24 protein-coding genes are annotated in these 22,755 nt (G+C 73.3%); 23 read left to right on the forward strand and 1 reads right to left on the reverse strand.

The annotated features are described in order from the left end of the window. Positions 1 to 256: 256 nt before the first annotated feature. The 5 genes from mihF to metK all read left to right on the forward strand — a co-directional run bounded on the left by mihF (position 257) and on the right by metK (position 3,989). A complete protein-coding gene (gene mihF, locus ACTG9Q_RS29675; protein ID WP_189214409.1) occupies positions 257 to 574 on the forward strand; it encodes an integration host factor, actinobacterial type in 318 nt (105 codons plus the stop codon). Beyond that, positions 571 to 1,197 carry a guanylate kinase gene (gene gmk, locus ACTG9Q_RS29680; protein ID WP_455576231.1) on the forward strand — a complete coding sequence of 209 codons (627 nt, stop codon included), beginning with the start codon at positions 571 to 573 and terminating at the stop codon, positions 1,195 to 1,197. Before mihF ends, gmk begins: the two co-directional genes overlap by 4 nt. Further along, the gene (rpoZ, locus tag ACTG9Q_RS29685; RefSeq protein ID WP_455576232.1) at positions 1,194 to 1,481 is read left to right on the forward strand and encodes a DNA-directed RNA polymerase subunit omega; all 288 of its coding nucleotides are present in this window, start codon (positions 1,194 to 1,196) and stop codon (positions 1,479 to 1,481) included. Before gmk ends, rpoZ begins: the two co-directional genes overlap by 4 nt. Further along, a complete protein-coding gene (coaBC, locus tag ACTG9Q_RS29690; protein ID WP_455576233.1) occupies positions 1,478 to 2,725 on the forward strand; it encodes a bifunctional phosphopantothenoylcysteine decarboxylase/phosphopantothenate--cysteine ligase CoaBC in 1,248 nt (415 codons plus the stop codon). The genes rpoZ and coaBC overlap by 4 nt, the downstream gene beginning before the upstream one ends. Before the next feature lie 82 nt (positions 2,726 to 2,807). Continuing rightward, entirely contained in the window at positions 2,808 to 3,989 is a 1,182-nt protein-coding gene (metK, locus tag ACTG9Q_RS29695; RefSeq protein WP_455576260.1) for a methionine adenosyltransferase, read from the forward strand. 147 nt (positions 3,990 to 4,136) lie between these two features. On the opposite strand, the gene ACTG9Q_RS29700 is transcribed toward metK, so the two are convergent. Continuing rightward, positions 4,137 to 4,385, reverse strand: coding sequence for a hypothetical protein (locus ACTG9Q_RS29700; RefSeq protein WP_455576234.1), 249 nt, complete (start codon positions 4,383 to 4,385; stop codon positions 4,137 to 4,139). Between the two features lie 106 nt (positions 4,386 to 4,491). Here ACTG9Q_RS29700 and ACTG9Q_RS29705 point away from each other — a divergent pair, with 106 nt between their 5' ends. The 18 genes from ACTG9Q_RS29705 to tyrS all read left to right on the forward strand — a co-directional run bounded on the left by ACTG9Q_RS29705 (position 4,492) and on the right by tyrS (position 22,365). Further along, the gene (locus ACTG9Q_RS29705) at positions 4,492 to 4,863 is read left to right on the forward strand and encodes a DUF5313 family protein (protein WP_455576235.1); all 372 of its coding nucleotides are present in this window, start codon (positions 4,492 to 4,494) and stop codon (positions 4,861 to 4,863) included. Between the two features lie 30 nt (positions 4,864 to 4,893). Continuing rightward, positions 4,894 to 6,909 (forward strand): primosomal protein N', encoded by a 2,016-nt coding sequence (locus ACTG9Q_RS29710; RefSeq protein WP_455576236.1) that lies wholly within the window; start codon positions 4,894 to 4,896, stop codon positions 6,907 to 6,909. 45 nt (positions 6,910 to 6,954) lie between these two features. After that, on the forward strand, positions 6,955 to 7,500 hold the full coding sequence (def, locus tag ACTG9Q_RS29715; RefSeq protein WP_455576237.1) for a peptide deformylase: 546 nt from the start codon (positions 6,955 to 6,957) through the stop codon (positions 7,498 to 7,500). After that, positions 7,500 to 8,426 carry a methionyl-tRNA formyltransferase gene (fmt, locus tag ACTG9Q_RS29720; RefSeq protein WP_455576238.1) on the forward strand — a complete coding sequence of 309 codons (927 nt, stop codon included), beginning with the start codon at positions 7,500 to 7,502 and terminating at the stop codon, positions 8,424 to 8,426. Before def ends, fmt begins: the two co-directional genes overlap by 1 nt. Continuing rightward, complete coding sequence (locus tag ACTG9Q_RS29725) at positions 8,423 to 9,847, forward strand: RsmB/NOP family class I SAM-dependent RNA methyltransferase (protein ID WP_455576239.1); 1,425 nt, start codon at positions 8,423 to 8,425, stop codon at positions 9,845 to 9,847. The genes fmt and ACTG9Q_RS29725 overlap by 4 nt, the downstream gene beginning before the upstream one ends. 22 nt (positions 9,848 to 9,869) lie before the next feature. Next, the gene (locus tag ACTG9Q_RS29730; protein WP_455576240.1) at positions 9,870 to 10,379 is read left to right on the forward strand and encodes a flavoprotein; all 510 of its coding nucleotides are present in this window, start codon (positions 9,870 to 9,872) and stop codon (positions 10,377 to 10,379) included. Positions 10,380 to 10,384: 5 nt separating this feature from the next. After that, positions 10,385 to 11,356, forward strand: a complete 972-nt coding sequence (locus tag ACTG9Q_RS29735) for an asparaginase (protein WP_455576241.1) — start codon at positions 10,385 to 10,387, stop codon at positions 11,354 to 11,356. Between the two features lie 14 nt (positions 11,357 to 11,370). Continuing rightward, the gene (locus ACTG9Q_RS29740) at positions 11,371 to 12,018 is read left to right on the forward strand and encodes an O-methyltransferase (RefSeq protein WP_455576242.1); all 648 of its coding nucleotides are present in this window, start codon (positions 11,371 to 11,373) and stop codon (positions 12,016 to 12,018) included. Between the two features lie 99 nt (positions 12,019 to 12,117). Next, the gene (gene argC / locus ACTG9Q_RS29745) at positions 12,118 to 13,137 is read left to right on the forward strand and encodes an N-acetyl-gamma-glutamyl-phosphate reductase (RefSeq protein WP_455576243.1); all 1,020 of its coding nucleotides are present in this window, start codon (positions 12,118 to 12,120) and stop codon (positions 13,135 to 13,137) included. Then, positions 13,134 to 14,315: a bifunctional glutamate N-acetyltransferase/amino-acid acetyltransferase ArgJ gene (argJ, locus tag ACTG9Q_RS29750; RefSeq protein ID WP_455576244.1), complete on the forward strand. Its 1,182-nt coding sequence runs from the start codon at positions 13,134 to 13,136 to the stop codon at positions 14,313 to 14,315. Before argC ends, argJ begins: the two co-directional genes overlap by 4 nt. Beyond that, on the forward strand, positions 14,312 to 15,193 hold the full coding sequence (gene argB, locus ACTG9Q_RS29755; protein ID WP_455576245.1) for an acetylglutamate kinase: 882 nt from the start codon (positions 14,312 to 14,314) through the stop codon (positions 15,191 to 15,193). Before argJ ends, argB begins: the two co-directional genes overlap by 4 nt. Further along, positions 15,190 to 16,377 carry an acetylornithine transaminase gene (locus ACTG9Q_RS29760; RefSeq protein ID WP_455576246.1) on the forward strand — a complete coding sequence of 396 codons (1,188 nt, stop codon included), beginning with the start codon at positions 15,190 to 15,192 and terminating at the stop codon, positions 16,375 to 16,377. Before argB ends, ACTG9Q_RS29760 begins: the two co-directional genes overlap by 4 nt. 2 nt (positions 16,378 to 16,379) lie before the next feature. After that, positions 16,380 to 17,300 (forward strand): ornithine carbamoyltransferase, encoded by a 921-nt coding sequence (argF, locus tag ACTG9Q_RS29765; protein ID WP_455576247.1) that lies wholly within the window; start codon positions 16,380 to 16,382, stop codon positions 17,298 to 17,300. Next, on the forward strand, positions 17,297 to 17,806 hold the full coding sequence (locus ACTG9Q_RS29770; RefSeq protein WP_455576248.1) for an arginine repressor: 510 nt from the start codon (positions 17,297 to 17,299) through the stop codon (positions 17,804 to 17,806). The genes argF and ACTG9Q_RS29770 overlap by 4 nt, the downstream gene beginning before the upstream one ends. Further along, positions 17,799 to 18,995: an argininosuccinate synthase gene (locus ACTG9Q_RS29775; protein WP_455576249.1), complete on the forward strand. Its 1,197-nt coding sequence runs from the start codon at positions 17,799 to 17,801 to the stop codon at positions 18,993 to 18,995. The genes ACTG9Q_RS29770 and ACTG9Q_RS29775 overlap by 8 nt, the downstream gene beginning before the upstream one ends. A gap of 25 nt (positions 18,996 to 19,020) precedes the next feature. After that, on the forward strand, positions 19,021 to 20,439 hold the full coding sequence (argH, locus tag ACTG9Q_RS29780) for an argininosuccinate lyase (RefSeq protein ID WP_455576250.1): 1,419 nt from the start codon (positions 19,021 to 19,023) through the stop codon (positions 20,437 to 20,439). After that, a complete protein-coding gene (locus ACTG9Q_RS29785; RefSeq protein ID WP_455576251.1) occupies positions 20,412 to 21,053 on the forward strand; it encodes a DNA-3-methyladenine glycosylase in 642 nt (213 codons plus the stop codon). The genes argH and ACTG9Q_RS29785 overlap by 28 nt, the downstream gene beginning before the upstream one ends. A 28-nt stretch (positions 21,054 to 21,081) precedes the next feature. Continuing rightward, complete coding sequence (tyrS, locus tag ACTG9Q_RS29790; RefSeq protein WP_455576252.1) at positions 21,082 to 22,365, forward strand: tyrosine--tRNA ligase; 1,284 nt, start codon at positions 21,082 to 21,084, stop codon at positions 22,363 to 22,365. The last annotated feature ends 390 nt before the right edge of the window (positions 22,366 to 22,755 follow it).

The raw sequence follows: 22,755 nt of genomic DNA on the forward strand, positions 1-22,755 counted from the left end.
GTCGGGCAGCCGAGCGAGTGGCGCACGACTCACTGTGCGCGTGCCGTGGGCGGCCGAGCGCACTGCGTGACCGACCTCCGGAAGTGCGAGGTTTGTGGTGTTTTCCCAGGTCACCAAGGTTTCGATGGCTGGGCAGTTGATCAACTTTTCCAGGCCCGTCACCGACGGCACAACCCGGCCCCCGCGTTGTCCCCGCAGGCCAGGGCTCGGTAACGTCGCGGCACCGATCCGGAAATCCCACCCCACGGAGGAAATCGTGGCCCTTCCCCAGCTGACCGACGAGCAGCGGGCCGCAGCGCTGGAGAAGGCGGCTGCCGCCCGACGCGCCCGCGCCGAACTCAAAGAGCGCCTGAAGCGAGGCGGCACCACCCTCAAGGACGTCCTGGCCCAGTCCGACAACGACGAGGTGCTGGGCAAGATGAAGGTCACCGCGTTGCTCGAGGCCCTACCGGGCGTCGGCAAGGTGCGTGCCCAGCAGATCATCGAGCGCCTGGAGATCGCGCCCAGCCGCAGGCTGCGCGGTCTCGGCGACCGTCAGCGCAAGGCGCTGCTGGCCGAGTTCAGCGGCGAGTGACCAAGCACCACAGCGGCCGCGGGCCGGGGTCGGGCGAGTCTCTCGCCCGGCCCCGGCTCACTGTCGTGTCAGGCCCGTCCGGGGTCGGGAAGTCCAGCGTGGTCGCGGAACTCCGCCGCCTCCACCCGGACTTGTACTTCAGCGTGTCGGTGACCACCCGGGCCGCCCGGCCCGGGGAGGTCGACGGCGCGCACTACCGGTTCATCGACCGGCCCGAGTTCGACCGGCTCGTCGCCACGGGCGACCTGCTGGAGCACGCCGAGTACGCGGGCAACTGCTACGGCACCCCGCGCGGGCCGGTCATGGCCGCGCTGGCTGCGGGCAGGCCCGCGGTGCTGGAGATCGAGCTGCAGGGGGCGCGCCAGGTGCGCGAGGCGATGCCCGAGGCGCAGCTGGTCATGCTCATGCCGCCCAGCTGGGAAGTGCTGGTGTCGCGGCTCACCGGCCGCGGGACCGAGCCCGAGGCCGTGGTCGCGCGTAGGCTGGCGGTGGCCAAGCAGGAGCTGGCCGCCGCAGAGGAGTTCGACGCCGTCGTCGTGAACGCCGACGTGCTGACCGCCGCCCGCGAGTTGCTAACCTTGGTGCTCACGGATTCATCTGACAAGCTGGAGCGTTGCGAGTGATCACCCCCACTGAGCTGGGCATTGGCGAGCAGGCTGGCGCGCCGCTGGAAGGCATCACCAACCCCCCCATCGACGACCTGCTCGAGAAGGTCAGCTCGAAGTACGCGCTGGTGATCTACGCGGCCAAGCGCGCCCGCCAGATCAACGACTACTACGCCCAGCTCGGCGAGGGCCTGCTGGAGTACGTCGGCCCGCTGGTCGAACCCGGCCCGCGCGAGAAGCCGCTGTCCATCGCCCTGCGCGAGATCCACTCCGGACTTCTCGAGCACACCGAGGGCGAGTGACCGCCCGCCGTCCCCGGGTCGTCCTCGGCGTCGGCGGCGGCATCGCCGCGTACAAGGCGTGCGAGGTGCTGCGCGGCCTGACCGAGACCGGCCACGACGTGCGCGTCGTGCCGACCGAGGCGGCCCTGCGGTTCGTGGGGGCGGCGACGTTCGAGGCCCTGTCCGGCCAGAAGGTGGCCACCGGCGTGTTCACCGACGTGCCGGAGGTGCCGCACGTGCGGCTCGGGCAGGAGGCCGACCTGGTCGTGGTCGTGCCCGCGACGGCCGACCTGCTGGCCAAGGCCGCCCACGGCCTGGCCGACGACCTGCTGACCAGCACGCTGCTGACCGCCCGGTGCCCGGTGCTGATGGCCCCGGCGATGCACACCGAGATGTGGGAGCACCCCGCCACCCAGGCCAACGTGGCCACGCTGCGCGCGCGCGGCGTCGTGGTGCCCGACCCGGCCGCGGGCAGGCTGACCGGCGCCGACACCGGCAAGGGCAGGCTGGCCGACCCGGCGGAGATCACCGACCTGGCCCGGCTGCTGCTGAGCCGCCCGGACGCGCTGCCCCGCGACCTGGTGGGCCTGCGCGTGGTCGTCTCGGCGGGCGGCACCCGCGAGCCGCTGGACCCCGTCCGCTACCTGGGCAACCGCTCCTCCGGCAAGCAGGGCTACGCGCTGGCGCGCACCGCCGCCGCGCGCGGCGCCGAGGTCACCCTGGTCTCGGCGTACACGCTGCCGCTGCCGGAGCCCGCGGGCGTCGCGCTGGTCAGGGTGGACACCGCCGAGCAGCTGCGCGAGGCCGTGCACACCGCGGCCGCGGGCGCCGACATCGTCGTCATGGCCGCCGCGGTGGCCGACTTCCGGCCCGCGGAACGCGCCGAGTACAAGATCAAGAAGACCGGCCGGGACCCCGAACCAGTCGCGCTCGTGCGCAATCGCGACGTCCTGGCCGAGCTCGTGGAGGCCCGCAGGGGCAGTGCGGACCGCAAGGCGCAGGTGATCGTCGGGTTCGCGGCGGAGACCGGGGACACCGGCGCCGACGTCCTCGACCACGCCCGCGCCAAGCTCGCCCGCAAGGGTTGTGACCTGCTGGTCGTCAACGCGGTGGGGGAGGGAAAGGCATTCGGAACTGAGGACAACTCCGGATGGCTGCTCTCCTCCGACGGCACTGAACAACCGATCGAGCTTGGCTCGAAGTCGCAAATGGCGACCGAAGTCTGGGACGCAGTCGCGAATATGCTCAGTTCCGCCCGGGTCTGACGCCAGGCCCAATAATGGGCGTCAAACCAGCAACCTCTGTGGATGAGTGGGGTACTCAGTGACTGAAACAGGCAGCCGCCGACTGTTCACTTCGGAGTCGGTCACGGAGGGGCATCCGGACAAGATCTGCGACGCCATCAGCGACTCGATCCTGGACGCCCTGCTCGCCCAGGACCCCCGCTCGCGTGTCGCGGTGGAGACGATGGTGACCACCGGCCAGGTGCACGTCGCGGGCGAGGTGACCACCGAGGCCTACGCCGACATCCCGGGCATCGTGCGCGGCAAGATCCTGGAGATCGGCTACGACTCCTCGGCCAAGGGCTTCGACGGCAACTCCTGTGGCGTCAACATCGCCATCGGCGCGCAGTCCCCGGACATCGCCCAGGGTGTCGACACCGCGTATGAGTCGCGGGTCGAGAACGAGGAAGACGAGATCGCTCGTCAGGGCGCGGGCGACCAGGGCCTGATGTTCGGCTACGCCTGCAACGACACCCCCGAGCTGATGCCGCTGCCGATCGCCCTGGCGCACCGCCTGGCCCGGCGCCTGACCAAGGTCCGCAAGGACGGCGTGCTGCCGTACCTGCGCCCGGACGGCAAGACCCAGGTCACCATCGAGTACGCCGGTGACAAGGCCGTGCGCCTGGACACCGTGGTGGTGTCCTCCCAGCACGCCGACGGCATCGACCTGGAGAAGCTGCTCGGCGCCGACGTCCGCGAGCAGGTCGTGCTGCCCGAGCTGGCCCACCTCGACCTGGACACCGAGGGCGTGCGCCTGCTGGTCAACCCCACCGGCCGCTTCGTCATCGGCGGCCCCATGGGTGACGCGGGCCTGACCGGCCGCAAGATCATCGTCGACACCTACGGCGGCATGGCCCGCCACGGTGGCGGCGCGTTCTCCGGCAAGGACCCGTCGAAGGTGGACCGCTCGGCCGCCTACGCCATGCGGTGGGTCGCGAAGAACGCCGTCGCCGCCGGTCTGGCCGCGCGCATCGAGGTCCAGATCGCCTACGCGATCGGCAAGGCGGCGCCGGTCGGCCTGTTCGTGGAGACCTTCGGCACCGAGAACGCCGACCCGGTCAAGATCCAGAAGGCCATCCAGGAGGTCTTCGACCTCCGCCCGGCCGCGATCATCCGCGACCTCGACCTGCTGCGCCCGATCTACGCCCCCACGGCGGCCTACGGCCACTTCGGCCGCACGGACGTCGACCTCCCGTGGGAGCGCACCGACCGCGCCGACGACCTCAAGCAGGCGGTCGGCGCCTGATCTGCCCCGTCGAAGCGGGCCGTCCCCTGGTTGGCGGCCCGCTTTCGCGTGCCCAGGCGCGGTAGAGGAGCAGGTAGCGCCAGAACAGCAGGGGCCGGACCGTGCGACCGGGCAGCAGCCGGGCCGAGTCGCGGCGGATCTCGGCCATCAAGGCCCAGTCCTCCGGATGGGCGGCCCGGCGACCGGGTCGACACCTCCGTTGACCCGCTCCGCGGCGGCGCCGAGGGCGCGGGCGGCGTCGATCATCGGGCCGTGCTCATCGATCCCTCGACGAGCAGCCCGCGGGCGGCCGGCCTGCGGGCGAACCGACCGGAGCCGCATCCCGACATCGAGTGCGCGCTTGGCGTTCGGCGGCACTTGGCGCAAGAGCAGCGGGTGGTTGTGGTTGAAAGGCACCCGACCGATAGTGCCCACGTTTCGCCGGGCGCGTCGCGGGCTAACCACAGAGGTGGATGCGAACCGGCCTAGCATCGAGTTCGTGGAACGCGTGCGACCTGGACCCTTGCGATGGCTCCGGTACGCGGTCGGCGGGACCCTGCCCGACCGCTACCGGCCCTGGGTGCTGTGGGACCTCACCGCGCCGACCTGGGTGCTGCGGCACTTCGCCAGGGTGCTGGTGCTGTTCCTGCCGCTCTGGCTGATCCTGCTCGTCCCCGGCCCGCTGAGCCTGCGCCTGTCCATGATCGCCGCGGGCTACGTGACCGGGCTGTACTTCTCACTGTCCTTCATGGAGGACGCGAGCGAGCGCAGGCTCATCAAGCACGGCTACCCCGTGGGCCTCAACCGGCGCATCCGCGAGGAGGCGGGCCCGCACGACCGGGCCGAGGTCGCCGCCATGTACGCCGCCTATCACGACGACCCCCGACCAGGGTGAGTGTCGCCGGGGTCTGATAGACCAACCGCCATGCCAGCACCCGACCCCGACGCGCTCTTCGCCGTCGAGGTCCCCGTGCCGCCCGCGCCGCCCGCGCCCAAGGGCAGGCCGGAGCCCGCGGCGGTCCTGCCGGTGGCCAAGGTCTACGTCGACGTCCCGCTGGCCCACCTCGACCAGGTCTTCGACTACCTCGTCCCGGCCCGCCTCGACGCCGAGGCCGTGCCCGGCGCGCGGGTCAGGGTCCGCTTCTCCGGACAGCTCGTCGACGCCTTCCTCATCGAGCGGGTGGCGACCTCCGAGCACAGGAAGCCGTCCTTCCTGGACAAGGTGATCTCCCCGGAGCCGGTGCTGGCCCCGGAGATCGCCCAACTCTGCCGCGCGGTCGCCGACCGGTACGCGGGCGCCATGATCGACGTCCTGCGCCTGGCCATCCCGCCCCGCCACGCCCGCGTCGAGGCCGAGGCGGCCCCCGAGCCCGCGCCCACCCCCGCCGCGCCGGGCTCCGAGCACTGGGCGCGGTACCCGCGCGGTCGGGCGTTCCTCGACGCGGTGAAGGCGGGCAGGCAGGCCAACGCGGTGTGGCAGGCACTGCCCGGCGAGGACTGGCCCGCCCGGCTGGCCGAGGTCGCCGTCACCGCGGCGTCGGCGGGCCGCGGCGCGGTCCTCGTCGTGCCCGACCACCGCGACGTCACCCGGCTGCACGCGGCCTGCGTCGCCCTCGCGGGCGAGGACGCCGTCGTCGCGCTGGCCGCCGACCTCGGCCCCGCCAAGCGGTACCGGGCCTGGCTGCGCCTGCGCCGTGGGGCCGCCCGCATCGTCGTCGGCACGCGGGCGGCGGCCTACGCCCCGGTCCACGACCCCGGGGTGCTCGTCATCTGGGACGACGGCGACGACCAGCACGCCGACCAGCGCTCGCCGTACCCGCACGTGCGGGAGGTCCTCATCGAGCGCGCCCGCCTCGGCAGCGCGGGCGTCCTGGTCGCCGGGTTCGCCCGCACGGCGGAGGCGCACCTGCTGACCGAGTCCGGCTGGGCGCCGCAGATCATCGCCGCGCGCGAGCAGCTGCGCGCGAGCGCGCCCCGGGTCAGCGCCGTCGGCGAGCACGACTCCCAGCTCGCCCGCGACCCGGCCGCGCGCACCGCGCGCATCCCCTCACTGGCCTTCGAGGCCGCCCGCGCCGCGATCAAAGCGGGCGCCCCGGTGCTGGTCCAGGTTCCCCGACGGGGCTATGTGCCCGCCCTGACCTGCCAGGACTGCCGCACGCCCGCCCGGTGCAGGCACTGCGCGGGCCCGCTGAGCCTGGCGCCGCAGCGCCCGCCGACCTGCCGGTGGTGCGCCACCGCCGCGGCCGACTTCCGCTGCGGCTCGTGCGGGTCGCAGCGGCTGCGGGCGGTCGTCGTCGGGGCCAAGCGCACCGCCGAGGAGCTGGGCCGGGCCTTCTCCGATGTGCCGGTGCGCACCTCCGGGGCCGCCGAGGTGCTCGCCCGCGTCGACGGCACGCCGGCGCTGGTCGTGGCCACCCCCGGCGCCGAGCCGGTGGCCGATGGCGGCTACGGGGCGGCGCTGCTGCTCGACGGCTGGGCCCTGCTGGCCCGCGCCGACCTGCGCTCGGGCGAGGAGGCGCTGCGCCGCTGGATGACCGCCGCCGCCCTGGTCCGCCCCGGCGTCGACGGCGGCAGGGTGGTGGTGGTCGCCGACTCGGCCGTGCCCGCCGTGCAGGCCCTCGTCCGCTGGGACCCGGCATGGCACGCCGACCTGGAGCTCTCCGGGCGCGTCGAGCTGGGCTTCCCCCCCGCGGTGCGGATGGCCTCCGTCGAGGGCAGCGTCGACGGCGTCGCCTCGCTCATGGCCGAGCTGCGCCTGCCCGCCGACGCCGACGTCCTGGGCCCGGTCCCGGTCGGCGAGCGCGAGCGCATGCTGATCCGCGTCCCCCGCGCCCACGGCCGCGCGCTGACCGAGGCGCTCAACCACGCCCAGCGCGGGCGCACGATGCGCAAGGAGCAGGAGCCGGTGCGGGTGCGGGTCGACCCACTGGACCTCATCTGAGCCCGCATAGACTGCCGCTGCCGACCACGACACGAGGGAGAAGGCGTGACCGTCCAGCCGATCAGGCTCTTCGGCGACCCGGTGCTGCGCACACCGGCTGCGGAGGTCGTCGACTTCGACCGCGAGCTGCGCGCGCTGGTGAGCGACCTCTGGGACACCATGACCGCCCAGGGCGGCGCGGGGCTGGCCGCCCCCCAGATCGGCGTGGGGCTGCGGGTGTTCACCTACAACTGCGACGGTTCCATGGGGCACCTGGTGAACCCGGTCTGGACCGCGGTGGGGGAGGAGCACCAGGAGGGGCAGGAGGGCTGCCTCTCGATCCCCGGGCTGTACTGGGACTGCGTGCGCGCCAAGAACGTGGTCGCCCGCGGCTGGGACATGCACGGCGAACCCGTCCAGATCGAGGGCAGCGACCTGCTCGCCCGCGCGATCCAGCACGAGACCGACCACCTCGACGGCGTGCTGTTCCTCGACCGGCTCGACGAGGCCACCCGCAAGCGCGCGATGGCCGAGATCCGCTCGGCGCCGTGGTTCGACGGCGCGGTGCCCACCATGAAGCAGAGCCCGCACCCGCTGTTCGGGACGCGCTGATGCGGCTGGTGTTCGCCGGTACACCCGAGGTCGCCCTGCCCGCGCTGCGGGCGCTGATCGAGTCCGGCCGCCACGACGTGGTCGCCGTCGTCACCCGGCCCGACGCCCCCGCGGGCCGGGGGCGCGGGCTCGTGCGCTCCCCGGTCGGCGCGCTGGCCGACGAGCACGGCATCGAGGTGCTGACCCCGGCCAAGGCGGGCGACCCGGACTTCCGCGCCCGGCTGGTCGAGCTGGCCCCGGACTGCTGCCCCGTCGTCGCCTACGGCAACCTCCTCCCGCGCTCGGTGCTCGACATCCCCGCGCACGGCTGGGTGAACCTGCACTTCTCGATCCTGCCCGCCTGGCGCGGCGCCGGGCCGGTGCAGGCCGCGGTCAAGCACGGCGACGAGATCACCGGCGCGAGCACGTTCCGCATCGTCAAGGAGATGGACGCGGGCCCGGTGTTCGGCGTGCTCACCGAGGCCATCCGCCCCGACGACACCGCGGGCGACCTGCTCGACCGCCTGGCCGTGGCGGGGGCGGGACTGCTGTTGTCTACTCTGGACGGCCTGGAGGACGGCAGGGTCGTTGCCGTCGACCAGCCTGCCGACGGCGTCAGTCACGCCCCCAAAGTCTCTGTCGAGGACGCCAAAGTGGACTTCACCCTCCCCGCCCGCGCCGTGGACCGCCTGGTCCGCTCGGTCACCCCTGATCCGGGCGCCTGGGCCCAGTTCCGCGGCGAACGCCTGAAACTCGGCCCGGTGACCCCCGTCCCCGACGCCACCCTCCCCGCGGGGGAGCTGGGCGTTGAGCGCAAGCGCGTGCTCGTCGGCACGGCCACCCACGCCGTCGCCCTCGGCGAGGTGCAGGCCCAGGGCAAGAAGCGGATGGCCGCCACCGACTGGGCCCGCGGCGTCCGCCCCGAGGCCGGGGAGGCGCTGGCATGAGCCACCCGCAGCAGCCCCAGCGCCGCCGTCCGTCGCGGCCGCAGCGCTCGCACCCGCCGCGCCGCGCCGACGGCCCGGCCCGCCCGCCGAGCGACGACCCGGCCCGCCGCGCCGCGCTGGACACCATCCGCGCCGTCCGCGCCGACGACGCCTACGCCAACCTCGTCCTCCCCAAGCTCCTGCGCGAGCGCAGGCTGTCCGGCCGCGACGCCGCGCTGGCCACGGAGCTGACCTACGGCACCTGCCGCGCCTGGGGCCTGCTCGAGGAAGTGGTCGCGGCCTGCTCGGACCGCCCACTGTCCAAAATAGAGCCGCTGATCCTGGACGCCCTGCTGCTGGGCACCTACCAGTTGCTGCGCACCAGGATTCCCGCGCACGCCGCCGTCGCCGCCACCGTCGACCTGGTCCGCCAGGACGTCGGCTCCCGCGCGACCGGCTTCACCAACGCCGTGCTGCGCCGGGTGTCCGAGCACGACGAGACCGCCTGGCTCGACCGGCTCGCCCCGCAGGACCCGGTCGGCAACCTGGCCGCGCGCACCGCGCACCCGCAGTGGATCGCGCGGGCCTTCGCCGACGCCCTGGGCAGCACCGGCGACGAGCTGGCCGACGCCCTGCGCGCCGACGACCAGCGCCCCGCCGTGCACCTGGTGGCCCGGCCCGGCGAGCTGAGCGCCGAGGAGCTGGCCGCCCTGACCGGCGGCGACCCGGCCCCGTACTCGCCTTACGGCGTGCGCCTGGAGTCGGGCGCGGGTGACCCCGGCGACCTGGCCGTGATCCGCGAGCACCTCGCGGGCGTGCAGGACGAGGGCAGCCAGCTGTGCGCCCTGGCGCTGTCCCGCGTCCCCCTCGACGGGGCCGACTCCCGCTGGCTCGACCTCTGCGCGGGGCCCGGCGGCAAGGCGGCCCTGCTCGGCGCCCTGGCGGCGATCAACGGCGGCACCCTCGACGCCGTCGAGCAGGCCCCGCACCGGGCCCGCTTGGTCGAGCAGAGCACCGCGGGCATGCCGGTCACCGTGCACGTGGCCGACGGCCGCGACTGCGGCCTCCCCGCGGGCGCCTTCGACCGCGTCCTGGTCGACGCCCCCTGCACCGGCCTCGGCGCCCTGCGCCGCAGGCCGGAAGCCCGGTGGCGCCGCCAGCCCAGCGACGTCGGCGACCTGACCAAGCTGCAGCGCGAGCTGTTCACCGCCGCCCTCGACCTGGTCCGCCCCGGCGGCGTCGTGGCCTACGTCGTGTGCTCCCCGCACCTGGCCGAGACCGAGGGCGTGGTCTCCGACGTCGTCCGCCGGTCGGGCGCGACCCAGCTCGACGCCCGCGACTTCTTCCCCGGCGTCCCTGACCTGGGCGAGGGTCCCGGCGTCCAGCTGTGGCCCCACCGCCACGGCACCGACGCCATGTTCTGCGCGGTGGTGCGCCGATGACCAGCGGCGCCGTGGGCCGCGGGTGAACCGCCGCGTCCTGGGCCTGGTCGCGGCGGCAGGCGGGGGTGTCGAGCACCGGCTGCGGCTGGAGGTCGCCGTGCCCGCCGCCCGCCGGGGGTGGCGCCTGGCGATCACCTTCACCCCGGCCGCGGCGCGGTGGATGGAGGCGGCGGGGGAGAGCGCCCGGCTGCAGTCGCTGACCGACCTGCCGGTGCGCTCGCAGCCGCGGCTGCCCGACGAGCCCAAGCCCTACCCGATCCCGGACGCCTTCCTGTTCGTCCCCGCGACGGCGAACTCCGTGGCCAAGCTCGCGCTGGGCATCGCCGACAACCAGGCGCTGACCTCCCTCGGCGAGGCGGTCGGCACCCCGGGCGTCCCGGTCGTCGTCCGCCCGCAGGCCGATCCGGCCCAGCGCGCGCACCCGCGCTGGGAGTCGCACCTGGAGACGCTGCTGTCCTACGGCGTGCACATCGCCGACGGTCCCGTGGCCGACCCGTGGGGGCCCCTGCTCGACCTGGTCGAGGTCCTGTGACCCGGGTGGCCATCCTCGCCATGGGCGGCACCATCGCGATGGTGCCCGCGGCGGGCGGCGGCGTCATCCCCTCCCTGGGCGCCGACGACCTCGTCGCCGCCGTGCCCGCGCTCGGCGAGCTGGACCTGGAGATCACCGCCCGCACGGTCCGCACCCTGCCCAGCCCGTCGGTCGGGTTCGCCGACCTGGTCGCCCTGTCCGAGGCGGTGCGCGCGGAGATCGCCGCGGGCGCCGACGGCATCGTGGTCACCCACGGCACCGACACCATCGAGGAGACCACCCTGTTCCTCGACCTGACCGTCCCCGACGACACCCCGGTCGTGGTCACCGGCGCCATGCGCCCGCCCGCGTCGCCCGGCGCGGACGGCCCGGCGAACCTCTACGCCGCGGTGAAGGTCGCCGCGTCCGAGGCGGCCCGGGGCCTCGGCGCGCTGGTGGTCATGTCCGACGAGGTGCACGGCGCCCGGTTCGTCCGCAAAGGGCACACCAGCAGCACCGGCGCGTTCGCCTCGCCCGGGTTCGGGCCGCTCGGCCTGGTCGTGGAGGGCGAGCCCCGGCTGCGCGGCACCCCCAGGGTGGACCTGTGCCTGCCGGTGGGTCCCACGATCGAGGCCATCAGGGTCGGCCTGGTCACCGTGGTCCTCGGCGACGACGGCGAACTCCTGCGCCGCACCGAGGACGCCTTCGACGGCGTCGTCCTCGCGGGCCTCGGCGCGGGCCACGTCCCCGCGGGCATGGTCTCGCTGGTCGCCGAGGTCGCCGACCGGGTCCCCGTCGTGCTGGCCTCGCGCACGGGCTCGGGCTCGGTGCTGCGCCAGACCTACGGCTACCCGGGCTCCGAGCGCGACCTGCTCGACCGCGGCCTGATCCACGCGGGCTTCCTCGACCCGGCCAAGGCCCGCGTCCTGCTGCACCTGCTCCTGGCCGACGGCGCAGGCCGCGACCGCGTCGCCGCCGCTTTCGAGCTCTACCGCTGACCCGAGGGGGAACCGTGGACATCCTGTCCGACGAGCTGTCCGACTACCTGCTGGCCCACTCCAGCCCCGCCGACGCGCTGCTGCGCGAGCTGGCCGAGGAGACCGCGAGGGACTTCCCGGACCTGCTGAGCATGCAGATCTCCCACGACGAGGGCGAGTTCCTGACCATGCTGGTCCGGATCGCGGGCGCCCGGCGGGCCGTCGAGGTCGGCGTGTTCACCGGCTACTCGTCGCTGTGCATCGCCCGCGGCCTGCCCACCGACGGCACCCTGCTCGCCTGCGACGTCAGCGAGGAGTGGACCGCGGTGGCCCGCCGCTACTGGGAGCGCGCGGGCGTGGCCGACCGCATCGATCTGCGCATCGCCCCCGCGATCGAGACCCTGCGCGCCCTGCCGAGCGCGCCGGAACTCGACATCGCCTTCATCGACGCGGACAAGGTGTCCTACCCGGACTACTACGAGGAGATCGTCCCGCGCCTGCGCCCCGGCGGCCTGGTCCTGCTCGACAACGTCCTGCGCGGGGGACGGGTGCTCGACCCCGACCCGGCCGACGAGGCGACCGCCGCGATCATGCGCACCAACGACCTGGTCGTCGCCGATCCGCGCGTCGACTGCGTGATGCTCCCCCTGCGCGACGGCGTGACCATCGCCCGCAAGCGCTGAGCGAGTCCACGGCGGGCGACCTCACGTCGGGCAACCTCACGGCGGGCAGGCCGCGAACCCGGTTTGATTGACTTTGCATCGTCCTGCATAATCATTCGCATGACGGTGCGGGCAGCGGTGGCGGGGGCGAGCGGGTACGCCGGGGGCGAGGTCCTGCGGCTGCTGCTCGGCCACCCCGAGGTGCAGATCGGCGCGCTCACGGCGGGCGGCAACGCGGGCACCCGGCTGGGCGAGCACCAGCCGCACCTGCTGCCCCTGGCCGCCCGCGTGCTCGACGAGACCACCCCCGAGGTGCTGGCGGACCACGACGTCGTCTTCCTCGCCCTCCCGCACGGCCACTCCGCCGCCCTGGCCGCCCAGCTCGACGCCGACGTCCTCGTCGTCGACTGCGGGGCCGACCACCGCCTCGACAGCCCCGCCGACTGGGACCGCTGGTACGGCGGGGAGCACGCGGGCACCTGGCCCTACGGCCTGCCCGAACTCCCCGGTGCCCGCGAGACCCTGGTCGGCGCCCGCCGCGTCGCCGTCCCCGGCTGCTACCCGACGGTCAGCTCCCTGGCCGTCGCCCCCGCCCTGGCCGCCGGGCTCATCGAGCCCGAGGTCGTCGTGGTCGCCGTGTCCGGCACCTCCGGCGCGGGCAAGTCCCTCAAGCCGCACCTGCTCGGCTCGGAGGTCATGGGCTCGCTGAGCGTCTACGGCGTCGGCGGCGCCCACCGGCACACCCCGGAGATCGCCCAGAACCTCCGCAAGGCCGCGGGCCGCTCCGTCAAGGTCTCCTTCACCCCCGTGCTCGCCCCGTTGCCGCGCGGCATCCTCGCCACCTGCAGCGCCCAGCTCGCCGGGGCGGGAGACGTTCGCGAGACCTACGCGAAGGCCTACGCCGATGAGCCGTTCGTTCACCTGTTGCCCGAAGGGCAGTGGCCCACCACGGCCGCCGTCCTCGGCTCCAACGCCGTCCAGCTCCAGGTCGCCGTCGACCCCGACCTCAACCGCCTGGTCGCCGTCGCCGCCGTCGACAACCTGACCAAGGGCACGGCGGGCGCCGCCGTGCAGTCCATGAACATCGCGCTCGGCCTGCCGGAGACCACCGGCCTGTCCACCGTGGGAGTCGCACCGTGACCGCACTCGACCGCACCACCGGCGTCGCCGCCGCCCAGGGCTTCCGCGCCGCGGGCGTCGCCGCCGGGATCAAGGTCTCCGGCAACCCGGACCTGGCCCTGGTCGTCAACGACGGTCCCAACCAGGCCGCCGCGGGTGTGTTCACCACCAACAAGGTCCAGGCCGCCCCCGTCCTGTGGTCGCGCCAGGTCCTCACCACCGGCACCCTGCGCGCCGTGGTCCTCAACTCCGGCGGGGCCAACGCCTGCACCGGGCCGGAGGGCTTCCAGGACACCCACGCCACCGCGGAGAAGGTCGCCGACGTGCTCGGCATCGGCGCGATCGATGTCGCCGTCTGCTCGACCGGCCTCATCGGCGAGCGCCTGCCGATGGACGCGGTCACCTCCGGGGTGGACATCGCGGTCAAGGAGCTGGCCGAGGGCGGGCAGGCGAGCCTCGCCGCGGCGACCGCGGTCATGACCACCGACAGCGTGCCCAAGCAGGTCGCCCTGACCCACCCCGACGGCTGGACCGTCGGCGGCTTCGCCAAGGGCGCGGGCATGTGCGCGCCCAACATGGCCACCATGCTCTCGGTCATCACCACCGACGCCGACGTCGATCCCTCCACAGTGGACTCCGCCTTGACGGCCGCCGTCGCCGCCACCTTCAACCGCCTCGACGTCGACGGCGGCACCTCCACCAACGACACCGTCCTGCTGCTGGCCTCCGGCGCCTCGAACACCACGCCCGAGCCCGCCGAGTTCGCCGCCGCCCTCGAAACGGTGTGCGCCGACCTAGTCGCCCAGCTCCAGGCCGACGCCGAGGGCGCCACCAAGCACGTGTCGATCACCGTGCGCGGCGCGGCCACCGACGCCGAGGCCGTCGCCGCCGCCCGCGTCGTCGCCCGCGACCCGCTGTGCAAGACCGCGTTCTTCGGCAGCGACCCCAACTGGGGCCGCATCGCCATGGCCGTCGGCAACGCGCCCACCGAGTTCGACCAGCAGGCCCTCGACATCACCATCAACGGTGTCACCGTGTGCCGCGGCGGCGGGCGCGGCGACGACCGCTCGCTGGCCGACCTGTCCGGCCGCGACATCACCGTCGAGATCGACCTGCGCGCCGGGACCGGCACGGGGACGGTCCTGACCACCGACCTCTCGCACGGTTACGTCGAGGAGAACAGCGCGTACAGCTCATGACCACCCCCGCGGAGAAGGCCGGAATCCTCATCGAGGCGCTGCCCTGGCTGCGCCGCTCCCACGGCGCGCTCATCGTCGTCAAGTACGGCGGCAACGCCATGATCGACGACACGCTCAAGCGCGCCTTCGCCGAGGACATGGTGTTCCTGCGCCTGGCCGGGCTGCGCCCGGTCGTCGTGCACGGCGGCGGCCCGCAGATCTCGGCCATGCTCGACCGGCTCGGCATCCCCACCCGCCGCGCCGCGGGCCTGCGGATCACCACCCCGGAGACCATGGACGTCGTGCGGATGGTCCTCACCGGCCAGGTCAGCCGCGAACTCGTCGGCCTGCTGAACCAGCACGGCCCGCACGCGGTCGGCATCTCCGGGGAGGACGCGCGGCTGTTCACCGCCGAGAAGCGCACCGCGGTGGTCGACGGCCACGAGGTCGACCTCGGCCAGGTCGGCGACGTCGTCGCGGTCAACCCCGCCGCCGTCCTGGACATCCTCGACGCGGGCCGCATCCCGGTGGTGTCCACCGTGGCCCCGGACGCCAACGGCGTGCCGCACAACGTCAACGCCGACACCGCGGCCGCCGCCCTGGCCGTCGCGCTCAAGGCGGAGAAGCTGGTCGTGCTCACCGACGTCGACGGCCTCTACGCCGACTGGCCCGACCGCTCCTCGCTCCTGCACGAGATCCGGGCGGGGGAGCTGGAGAAGCTGCTGCCCAGCCTGGAGAGCGGGATGGCGCCCAAGATGGAGGCGTGCCTGCGCGCCGTCCAGGGCGGCGTCCCGCGCGCGCACGTCATCGACGGGCGCCTGGCCCACTCCGTGCTGCTGGAGGTCTTCACCAGCACCGGCGTGGGCACCATGGTTCTGCCGGACAAGGGGGACAAGTGATCGGGTCCAACGCCGAGGGTCGGCAGCGCTGGCAAGGCGCGATGATGGACAACTACGGCACGCCCGCGCTCACGCTGGTCCGCGGCGAGGGCGCGCACGTGTGGGACGCCGACGGCACCCGCTACACCGACCTCGTCGCGGGCATCGCCACCAACGTCCTCGGCCACGCCCACCCGGCCGTCGTCGAGGCCGTCACCGCGCAGATCGCCACCCTGGGCCACACCTCCAACCTCTACGTCAACCCGGTCGCGGTCGACCTGGCCGAGGCGCTCCTCGACGTGGCCGGTCTCAGCGGCCAGGCGAAGGTCGCTTTCAGCAACTCAGGCGCCGAGGCCGTCGAGGCGGCCCTGAAGCTGACCCGGCTCACCGGCCGCACCAAGGTCGTCGCCTGCGCCGGCGCCTTCCACGGCCGCACGATGGGCGCGCTGACCCTCACCGGACAGCCGCCCAAGCGCACCCCGTTCGAGCCGCTGGTCCCCGGCGTCGCGCACGTGCCCTTCGGCGACACCGACGCCCTGCGCGCCGCCGTCGACACCGACACCGCGGCGGTCTTCATCGAGCCCGTCCTCGGCGAGGGCGGCGTCATCCCCGCACCGGACGGCTACCTGCACGCCGCCCGCGAGATCACCACCGCCGCGGGCGCGCTGCTCGTCCTCGACGAGGTGCAGACCGGCATCGGCCGCCTCGGCACCTGGTTCGCCTTCCAGCAGGCGGGCATCGTCCCGGACGTCTTCACCCTGGCGAAGGGCCTGGGCGGCGGCCTGCCGCTGGGCGCGTGCGTCGCCGTCGGCGCGGCGGCCGAGCTGTTCGGCCCCGGCCACCACGGCACCACCTTCGGCGGCAACCCGGTCGCCTGCGCCGCCGGGCTGGCCGTGCTGCGCACCATCGCCGCCGACGGCCTGCTCGACCACACCGCCGCGCTGGGCAAGGACATCGCCGCGGGCGTGGAGGCCGTCGGCCACCCGCTCGTGGCGGGCGTGCGCGGCACCGGCCTGCTGCTGGGCATCGAACTGACCGCCCCGGCGTCCGCCGCGATCGCCAAAGCCGCCCTGGCGCACGGGTTCCTGGTGAACAACGTGCAGCCGGACGCGATCCGGCTGGCCCCGCCGCTGGTCCTCACCGACGAGCAGGCCGCCGAGTTCGTCACCGCCCTGCCCGCCATCCTCGACGCGACGGAGGTGTGAGCGTGGTCCGCCACTTCCTGCGCGACGACGACCTGAACCCGGCCGAGCAGCGCGAAGTCCTCGACCTGGCGAAGACCCTCAAGGCCGACCCGCTGGGCACGAGATCGCTCGCGGGCAAGGCCGTCGCGGCGATCTTCGAGAAGAACTCCACCCGCACCCGGCTCAGCTTCGAGGTCGGCATCGCCCAACTCGGCGGCCAGCCCGTGGTGATAGACGGCCGCACCATGCAGCTGGGCCGCGAGGAGACCATCGAGGACACCTCCAGGGTCCTGTCGCGCTACGTCGACATCGTCGTCTGGCGCACCTTCGCCCAGAAGCGCATGGAGGCCATGGCCTCGGCGTCCACCATCCCGGTGGTCAACGCCCTGACCGACGAGTTCCACCCCTGCCAGGTCCTTGCCGACCTGCAGACCATCGAGGAGCGCCACGGCGGGCTCGCGGGCGTCACCGCCACCTACCTCGGCGACGGCGCCAACAACATGTCCCACTCGCTGCTGCTCGGCGGCGCCACCGCGGGGATGCACGTGCGGGTCGTGGCCCCCGAGGGCTTCCAGCCGCACCCCGAGGTCATCGCGGCCGCCGAGCAGCGCGCCGCCGAGACCGGCGGCAGCCTCGCCGTGCTCGCCGACCCGCACGCGGCGATCGACGGCACCGACGTGGTGGTCACCGACGCCTGGACCTCGATGGGCCAGGAGAACGACGGCCGCGACCGGGTCAGCCCGTTCCGCAAGCTCCAGGTCAACTCGGAGCTGATGTCCCGGGCCGCCCCGAACGCGATCGTCCTGCACTGCCTGCCCGCCCACCGCGGCTGGGAGATCACCGACGAGGTGCTCGACGGCCCGGCCAGCGCGGTCTGGGACGAGGCGGAGAACCGGCTGCACGCGCAGAAGGCCCTGCTCACCTGGCTGGTGGCCCGCTTATGACCACCCGGACCGCCCGCCACGCGCGCATCGCCGCCATCGTCGCCAACCAGACCATCCGCAGCCAGACCGAGCTGGCCCGGCTGCTCGCCGCCGAAGGCGTCGAGGTCACCCAGGCGACGCTGTCGCGCGACCTCGACGAGCTCGGCGCTGTCAAGCTGCGCGGCGTCGACGGCGGCGCGCCGGTGTACGTCATCCCCGAGGACGGCAGCCCGGTGCGCGGCGTGCAGGGCGGCACCTCCCGGCTGGCCCGCCTGCTCGGCGAGCTGCTGGTCTCCGCCGACGCCTCGGGCAACCTCGCCGTCCTGCGCACCCCGCCCGGGGCGGCGCAGTTCCTGGCCAGCGCCATCGACCGCGCCGCGCTGGACGACGTCGTCGGCACCATCGCCGGGGACGACACCCTCGCGGTCATCTGCCGCGAACCCGTGACCGGCCGCGAGCTGGCCGACCGATTCACCGCCATGGCCGCCCGGCCCAACGGTCCAGATCAAGGAGAGAGCAATGAGTGACAGGGTGGTGCTGGCCTATTCCGGCGGCCTCGACACCTCGGTCGGCATCGGCTGGATCGCCGAGGAGACCGGCGCGGAGGTCGTCGCGGTGGCCGTCGACGTCGGCCAGGGCGGCGAGGACATGGACACGATCCGCAAGCGGGCCCTGGAGTGCGGGGCGGTCGAGGCCGTCGTCGCCGACGCCCGCGACGAGTTCGCCGAGCAGTACTGCCTGCCCGCGCTGCAGGCCAACGCCCTCTACATGGACCGCTACCCGCTGGTCTCGGCCCTGTCCCGCCCGGTGATCGTCAAGCACCTGGTCGAGGCCGCGAAGTACCACGGCGCCACCACCGTCTCCCACGGCTGCACCGGCAAGGGCAACGACCAGGTCCGCTTCGAGGTCGGCATCGGCGCGCTCGCCCCCGACCTCAGGGTCATCGCCCCGGTCCGCGACTTCGCCTGGACCAGGGAGAAGGCCATCGCCTGGGCCGAGGACCGCAACCTGCCCATCGACGTGTCGAAGAAGTCCCCGTACTCCATCGACCAGAACGTCTGGGGCCGCGCGGTCGAGACCGGCTTCCTGGAAGACATCTGGAACGCCCCCATCGAGGACGTCTACTCCTACACCTCGAACCCGGCCGAGACCCGCGACGCCGACGAGCTGGTCATCACCTTCGACAAGGGCGTCCCGGTCGCCATCGACGGCGAGACCGTCACCGTGCTGCAGGCCATCCAGGAGCTCAACCGCCGCGCGGGCGCCCAGGGCGTCGGACGGCTGGACATCGTCGAGGACCGGCTGGTCGGCATCAAGAGCCGCGAGGTCTACGAGGCCCCCGGCGCCATCGCGCTGATCACCGCGCACCAGGAGCTGGAGAACGTCACCGTCGAGCGCGACCTGGCCCGGTTCAAGCGGACCGTCGAGCAGCGCTGGGGCGAGCTGGTCTACGACGGCCTGTGGTTCTCGCCGCTGAAGGATTCCCTGGACGCCTTCATCGTCAAGACCCAGGAGTACGTCACCGGCGACGTCCGGCTGAACCTGCACGGCGGCCGCGCGGTGGTCACCGGGCGGCGCTCGGAGCAGTCGCTGTACGACTTCAACCTCGCCACCTACGACGAGGGCGACTCGTTCGACCAGTCCCTGGCCAAGGGCTTCGTCCAGCTCTGGGGCCTGCCGAGCAAGATCGCCGCCAAGCGCGCGCAGCAGCACTGACACAGCAGCACCGATTAGGAGAATCGTGACCGAGCACGGCCTGTGGGGCGGACGGTTCCAGAGCGGACCCGCCGAGGCGATGGCGGCGCTGAGCGCGTCGACCCACTTCGACTGGCGACTGGCCCGCTACGACATCGCGGGCTCCCGGGCCCACGCCCGGGTCCTGCGCCGCGCGGACCTGCTGACCGACGCGGAGCTCTCCGCCATGCTCGCCGCGCTGGACGCCCTGGAGGCCGACGTGGTCTCCGGGGCGTTCACCCCGACGCTCGCCGACGAGGACGTGCACACGGCGCTGGAGCGCGGCCTCATCGAGCGCGCCGGGGTCGACCTCGGCGGCAAGCTGCGCGCGGGCCGCTCCCGCAACGACCAGGTCGCCACGCTGTTCCGGATGTGGCTGCGCGACGCGGCCCGCCAGGTGGCGCACGGGGTGCTCGACGTCGCCGACGCGCTGACCGACCAGGCCCGGCGGCACGCCGACGCGGTGATGCCCGGTCGCACGCACCTGCAGCACGCGCAGCCGGTGCTGCTGGCCCACCACCTGCTCGCCCACACGCAGTCGCTGCTGCGCGACGTGGAGCGGCTGCGTGACTGGGACGTGCGGGCGGCGGTCTCGCCGTACGGCTCGGGGGCGCTGGCGGGCTCCTCGCTGGGGCTGGACCCGGCCGCGGTCGCTGAGGAACTGGGCTTCACCGGCCCGGTGGAGAACTCCATCGACGGCACCGCCTCGCGCGACTTCGCCGCCGAGATCGGGTTCGTCCTGGCCATGCTCGGGGTCAACCTGTCCAGGATCGCCGAGGAGGTGGTCATCTGGACGACCGCCGAGTTCGGCTACGCGACCCTGGACGACGCCTGGGCCACGGGCAGCTCGATCATGCCGCAGAAGAAGAACCCGGACGTCGCCGAGCTGACCCGGGGCAAGTCCGGGCGCCTCATCGGCAACCTGACCGGCCTGCTCGCCACTCTGAAGGCCCAGCCGCTGGCCTACAACCGCGACCTGCAGGAGGACAAGGAGCCGCTGTTCGACTCCGTCGAGCAGCTGGGTCTGTTGTTGCCCGCGATCGCCGGGATGGTGCGCACCCTGACCTTCCACACCGACCGGCTCGCCGCGCTCGCCCCCGCGGGCTTCACGCTGGCGACCGACATCGCCGAGTGGCTGGTCCGCCAGGGCGTGCCGTTCCGCGTCGCGCACGAGGCCGCTGGGGGGTGCGTGCGCGTCGCCGAGGCGCGCGGGGTCGGGCTGGAGGACCTGACCGACGCCGAGTTCGCCTCGGTCGACCCCGCCCTGACCCCCGCGGTGCGCGACGTGCTCACGGTCACGGGCTCGATCGCCTCGCGCGACGCGTACGGTGGCACCGCGCCGCCTCGGGTCGCCGAGCAGCGCGAGCGCGTGGAACGGCGGATCGAGGAGCACCGGACGTGGGCCGAGGAGATCGTGCGCAAGTAGCCGAGCAGTTCACCCGGGCGGAGTTGGCCGTCGACCCGGTCGACGCCGCCCGGGTGTTGCTCGGCTCGCTGGTGGTCTCCGACGGACCCGGCGGTTCGGTGTCCGTGCGCGTGGTGGAGGTCGAGGCGTACCGAGGGGAAGACGACCCCGCCTCGCACTGCTACCGCGGACGCACACCGCGCAACGAGGTCATGTTCGGGCCCGCGGGGCACCTGTACGTGTACTTCGTCTACGGGATGCACTTCTGCGCAAACGTTGTCTCCCTTACTGACGGGGTTCCCGGGGCGGTACTGCTACGCGCGGGCGAGGTGGTGTCCGGAGAGGACGTCGCGCGGTCCCGGCGCCCGGCCGCGCGGTCGACCGCCGACCTGGCGCGGGGACCCGCGAAACTGACCGGCGTGCTCGGTCTGGACCGCTCCGACAACGGCCTGGACTTGACCGACCCGTCATCACCGGTGCGGCTGTACAAGGGAGAACCGGTCGCCGAGGTGTCGGTGGGCCCGAGGGTCGGGGTGGCCGTCGCGGTGGACGTGCCGTGGCGGTTCTGGGTCACCGGGTCGAGCGCGGTGAGCACCTACCGCCGGGGCGGGAAGAACGGCGTCCTGCGGAAATGAGGTGGCGCCGGGCCTGCACAATGGCCCGGTGAGCGAACACATCCTCGACGAGCTGTCCTGGCGCGGCCTGATCGCGCAGTCCACCGACCTCGACGCCCTGCGCAGAGACCTCGACGGTGGCCCGCTCACCCTCTACTGCGGGTTCGACCCGACCGCCCCCAGCCTGCACGCGGGCAACCTCGTCCCGCTGCTGATGCTCACCCGCTTCCAGCGCGCCGGGCACCGCCCGATCGTCCTGGCGGGCGGCGCGACCGGCACGATCGGCGACCCGCGCGACACCAGCGAGCGCGCGCTCAACTCCCTGGACACCGTCGCCGAGTGGGCGGGCCGCATCCGAGGCCAACTGGAGCGCTTCGTCTCCTTCGACGACACGCACGGCCCCGGCACGGGCGCGGTCATCGTCAACAACCTGGACTGGACCGGCGAGCTCTCGGTCCTGGAGTTCCTGCGCGACGTCGGCAAGCACTTCTCCGTCAACGTCATGCTCGGCCGCGAGACGGTCAAGCGGCGGCTGGAGTCCGACGGCATGTCGTACACGGAGTTCAGCTACCTGCTGCTCCAGTCCAACGACTACCTGCACCTGCACCGGGAACTCGGCTGCTCCCTGCAGGTCGGCGGGTCCGACCAGTGGGGCAACATCATCGGCGGCGTCGAGCTGACCCGCCGGGTCACCGGGGACTCCGTGCACGCGCTGACCGCGCCGCTGGTGACCGACGCCGAGGGCCGCAAGTTCGGCAAGTCCACCGGCGGCGGCAACGTCTGGCTCGACCCCGCCATGACCTCGCCGTACGCCTGGTACCAGTACTTCGTGAACGTGGGCGACGCCGACGTCATCCGCTACCTGCGGCTGTTCACCTTCCTGGACCGGGAGGAGATCGACGCCCTGGCCGCCGACACCGCCGAGCGCCCCCACCTGCGCGCCGCCCAGAAGCGGCTGGCCGAGGAGTTCACCAGGCTCGTCCACGGCGAGCACGAGACGGCACAGGTGATCGCGGCCAGCCAGGCCCTGTTCGGCCGGGGCGAGCTGGCCGGGCTCGACCTGAGCACGCTGGAGGCCACGATGGCCGAGGCGCCCACCGGCACCGTCCGCCTGGCCGACGGGCCGACCATCGTCGACCTGCTCCTGGCCTGCGGCCTGGCCGACAGCCGGGGCGCCGCTCGACGCACGGTCAACGAAGGTGGCGCGTACGTGAACAACGCGAAGGTCGCCGAGGAGACCTGGCAGCCGTCCACGGAGGACCTGCTGCACGGGAAGTGGCTGGTCGTACGGCGTGGCAAGCGGAACACGGCCGGTGTCGAAGTCGGGCTTTAGAGGTTCAACCAAAGAAGTTGTTGTGACGGCCGTCACATTCACACCGTGCTGGGCCTGGGTTACCTTGTCATCAGACCTGACACAGGGCTGATGACCTGCGGTTTCGCTCTGGGTCGGGCGCTGGGGGGTGCGATTTGACCTCCAGTTGGCGGCCGTGTAACTTTCTTCCTGTCAGCGCGGAACGGGCCGGATCAAACGGACCGGGCGCGGCAGATCAAGACAAAGCCTGAAGAAAACAGCCTCCTTCAGTTGTCGCCTGGCGGCGCTGAGGATGTGCGTGTGTTGTTTGAGAACTCAACAGTGTGCCGATAAAAGCCAGTAGAGCTTTTATGAAGTGAACCCGTTCAATTGGGTTCCTTTGAGTATATTTTTGACCAGATTTCGATTCTG

This window comes from Actinokineospora lacus, from assembly GCF_053813445.1.